2 protein-coding genes and 2 pseudogenes are annotated in these 3555 nt (G+C 63.3%); 3 read left to right on the forward strand and 1 reads right to left on the reverse strand.

What is annotated here, in order from left to right:
• Window positions 1–274 (forward strand): annotated as a pseudogene (locus tag ACSLE4_RS03525) (transposase); the annotation flags it as partial.
• Between the two features lie 11 nt (window positions 275–285).
• On the opposite strand, the gene ACSLE4_RS03530 reads toward ACSLE4_RS03525, so the two are convergent.
• The gene (locus tag ACSLE4_RS03530; RefSeq protein ID WP_435903101.1) at window positions 286–1557 is read right to left on the reverse strand and encodes an IS256 family transposase; all 1272 of its coding nucleotides are present in this window, start codon (window positions 1555–1557) and stop codon (window positions 286–288) included.
• Window positions 1558–1780: 223 nt separating this feature from the next.
• Here ACSLE4_RS03530 and ACSLE4_RS03535 point away from each other — a divergent pair, with 223 nt between their 5' ends.
• A complete protein-coding gene (locus ACSLE4_RS03535) occupies window positions 1781–2815 on the forward strand; it encodes an IS110 family transposase (RefSeq protein ID WP_435903102.1) in 1035 nt (344 codons plus the stop codon).
• A gap of 287 nt (window positions 2816–3102) precedes the next feature.
• Window positions 3103–3555, forward strand: a pseudogene (locus ACSLE4_RS03540) (PQQ-dependent sugar dehydrogenase); the annotation flags it as partial.

The raw sequence follows: 3555 nt of genomic DNA on the forward strand, positions 1-3555 counted from the left end.
TTGTCAGTCGCTGGTCTCGGTAACCTTGGCGTCGCGCGAGGTGCCGGTGATGGTGGGCCTGCGGCTATTCCTGCCCGAGAGCTGGACAGATGATCCTGAACGTATGGCGCGGGCTCGTGTGCCGAAGGATAAACAGACTGCTCTGACAAAGCCGGAGATTGCTATCGAGGAGGTCGACCGCGTCATCGCCTCCGGTGCGCGTTTTGGCTGTGTGCTTGCCGATTCAGGGTACGGCTCCAGCGGACCCTTCCGTGAGCTATGGCTGGAATTGGGTGACGCGGCCGATCAGGCGGCGCGTTGGTCGGACACCGCGGTGACCGCGATGCCGTCGGTGAACTTGACGCCAGCGATGAGCATCGGCAAGCGATTTTCGCCCTTCAGCCTCCGCCAGGTCTTCGATGCGGCGATGATGAGCTTGAAGACCATGAGGCGCGCCGTCCTCTGCGACAGGGCGCCCTTTGTGCGCACCGTCCGGTGCCGCACGGTGGCAAAGACGCTCTCGATGGGATTTGCCGTTCTCAGATGATCCCAATGCTCGGCCGGAAAGTCGAAGAAGGCCAGCAGCGTCTCGCGATCCCTGGTCAGGCATTCGACGGCCTTCGGATATTTGACGGCGTACTTCTCTGCGAAGATGGCGATGGCGTTCTCGGCGCTCGCACGATCCGGCGCATCGCGAACCTCCCGCAGGTCCGCCTTCATGTTCGGCTGCATCGAGTTCGGCACCTTGTTGAGGACATTGACGAGCTTGTGCTGCCAACAACGCTGGTGCCGGGTCGTCGGGAAGATCTCGTCGAGCGCCTTCCAGAAGCCCATTGCCCCGTCGCCGACGGCGATCTGCGGGGCGACAGACAGGCCGCGGGCCTTCAGGTCGACGAGCAGCTCACGCCAGCTCTGGGCGCTCTCGCGCACGCCGACCTGGAAGCCGACAAGCTCCTTGCGGCCCTCGGGCGTCGCGCCGACGATGACGAGCATGCAGGCGGCGGCGTCTTCCATCCGCGCCTGCAGATAGACCCCGTCGGCCCAGATGTAGACGTATCGCCGGGCCGACAGGTCGCGGCGCTGCCAACGCTCGTATTCGACCTGCCATTCCTCCTTCAGGCGCCCGATCACCGACGGCGACAGGTTCGGCGCGTCCTTGCCGAGCAGCGCCGCCAAGGTGTCCTGGAAATCGCCGGTGGAGATGCCGCGCAGATAAAGAACCGGCAGCAGCGCATCGAGGCTGGTGGTCCGCCGCGCCCATTTCGGCAAGATTGCCGACCGGAAGATGATGTGGCCATCCGTCCCGGCCGCAGCGCCGCGGTCGCGTAGCTTGGTGCGGCTCACCGGCACCGGACCAATCCCCGTCTGGATCGTCCGCTCCGGGCCATGGCCATGGCGAACAAGGCGTGCCCGGCCATCGGCCAGCCGTTCGCCCTGCATCGCCGCCAGAAAGGATTCTGCCTCCGCCTCCACAGCCTGCGCCAGCAGTCGGCGGGCGCCGTCACGCAAAACCGAAGTCAGGGGATCGTCAATCTCGTCCGGGTGCTGAAAAGCAACAATGCTGCTATCTGTCTTCATGGCGTATCGCTCTCCTCGAGAGGTTCTGGCAGGCTGGTTACCCGCCTCGATACGCCGCCTTCTTCACACCGTCATCACCCACATTCCGCCATAGCTCCCGAGCTACCCAGCTACACCACTTAGCGTAATCGCGGGTGGCGCCTCTCGCATTCCGGGAGGCAGTTCCCCAACCTGACCATGTCGATGAATCGGTCAGCGCCGCAGCGCAGGAAGGAGAACTGCCATGACGAAGTATGCAGCCTTGGATGTCTCAATGGAACAGACCGCCATCTGCGTGGTCGATGAGAACGGCAGGAAGTTAGCAGAGGGCAAGGTTCCAACCGATCCTGACGCCATCAAGGAGTGGCTGACAGTAAAGGCTGGGGAGACGAAGAGGATCGGCATGGAGACGGGACCGCTTGCGGTCTGGCTCTGGAACGAATTGACGAAGCGCGGACTTCCGATCGTGTGTCTTGATGCTCGGCATGCAAGCGCCGCACTCTCGATGATGCCGAACAAGACGGACCGCCACGACGCGGCCGGCCTGGCTCAGATCGTGCGGACGGGATGGTTCAAGGAGGTCCGCATCAAGAGCCACGGCGCCTATGTCGTGCGGGCGCTTCTGTCGGCACGCGACCTTCTCGTCGGCCTCCGAGGCAAGATCGAGAACGAGATCCGCGGGCTGTTGAAGACCTTCGGCGTCATGTTCGGGAGGAAGGTCGGCGGCTTTGCCCGCCGTGCCGAGGAGATCGTCTCCGGTGAACTGGCCGCCGCGCCCGAGATCAAGGCAATCGTCGAGGCGATGTTGGAGGCCCGCCGATCCATCATCGAGCGGATCAAGGTTCTCGATGCGCGCGTTCGCGCTGCCGCGAAGCAGAACACCATGGCCCGGCTGTTCATGACCGCTCCCGGGGTCGGCGCCGTGATCGCGCTGTCGGTCGCCTCGACCTACGACGATGCTTCCCGCTTCCGCCGCTCCTCCAGCGCCGGCGCCTATCTCGGCCTCACGCCCCGGCGCTATGAGTCCGGCGAGGTCAGCCGAAACGGCCGCGTCTCGAAGCGCGGCGACAAGCTCACGAGAACCCACCTCTATGAAGCCGCCAACGTCATCCTGACACGGCAGATTGGCTTCTCATCCCTCAAGGCATGGGGGCTGAGGATTGCAAAAAGCGGCGGCTTCAAGAAGGCGAAAGTTGCCGTAGCGCGCAAGCTCGCCGTCATCCTCCACGCCATGTGGAAGACGAACGAGCCGTTCCGCCACGCCGCTGCCACAGCCTGAGGAGGAGCGTCGCCGCCCAACCCAAGCCCACTTCCCGAGATGCGTCCTGCCGGGACGCTGCGCGGATGAGGTCGCTCCCTGGCATGCGGTCCAACGGAACCGCGAACACCACTTCGACCCACCCGTTCCAACGCAAACATGCGGCGATCATTGCGATCGACCACGGAGAGAACCCTGAGCCCGGCAAACGCTGCATGGAAAAGAAAGGAGCTTGTTGACAGAGGCGATTAGAGAACGTCCAGGGACGTCACCTGAAGGGGCACAAAGAAAAAATACAGGAGGAGGAAATGAGAGCAATTCTATTTGCCTCGGTGGCTACGGCTGCCTTCGGTTTCTCATCGATCGCACAAGCGCAAGACAATCTGCAGAAGCTCGGGGCAATGCAGTCGACAGGCACAACCTCGGCCGATTTCAAACCCGTCGAGCAGACGGGCGACTATGCCGACCAGCTTCGTGCCAATCTCGAGGAAGTCGACGTTCCGGCCGGCTTCAAGATCGAGCTGTTCGCGGTTGTTCCGGATGCCCGCCACATAGCTGTCGGTCCACAGGGAGTCGCGGTTTTCGTCGGCACCCGCAAGGACGACGTGTGGGTCATCACGGACCGCGACAAGGACCGCGTCGCGGACGAAGTGAAGCGCTTCGCGCCGTCCATCGATTTCGTCATCCCGAACGGCGTCTGCTTCTCCAAGGACGGCTTCCTCTATATCGCCGAGCAGAACCGGGTCATGGTGTTCCCGGCG

Source organism: Methyloceanibacter sp. (genome assembly GCF_051306395.1).
GTDB lineage: Bacteria > Pseudomonadota > Alphaproteobacteria > Rhizobiales > Methyloligellaceae > Methyloceanibacter.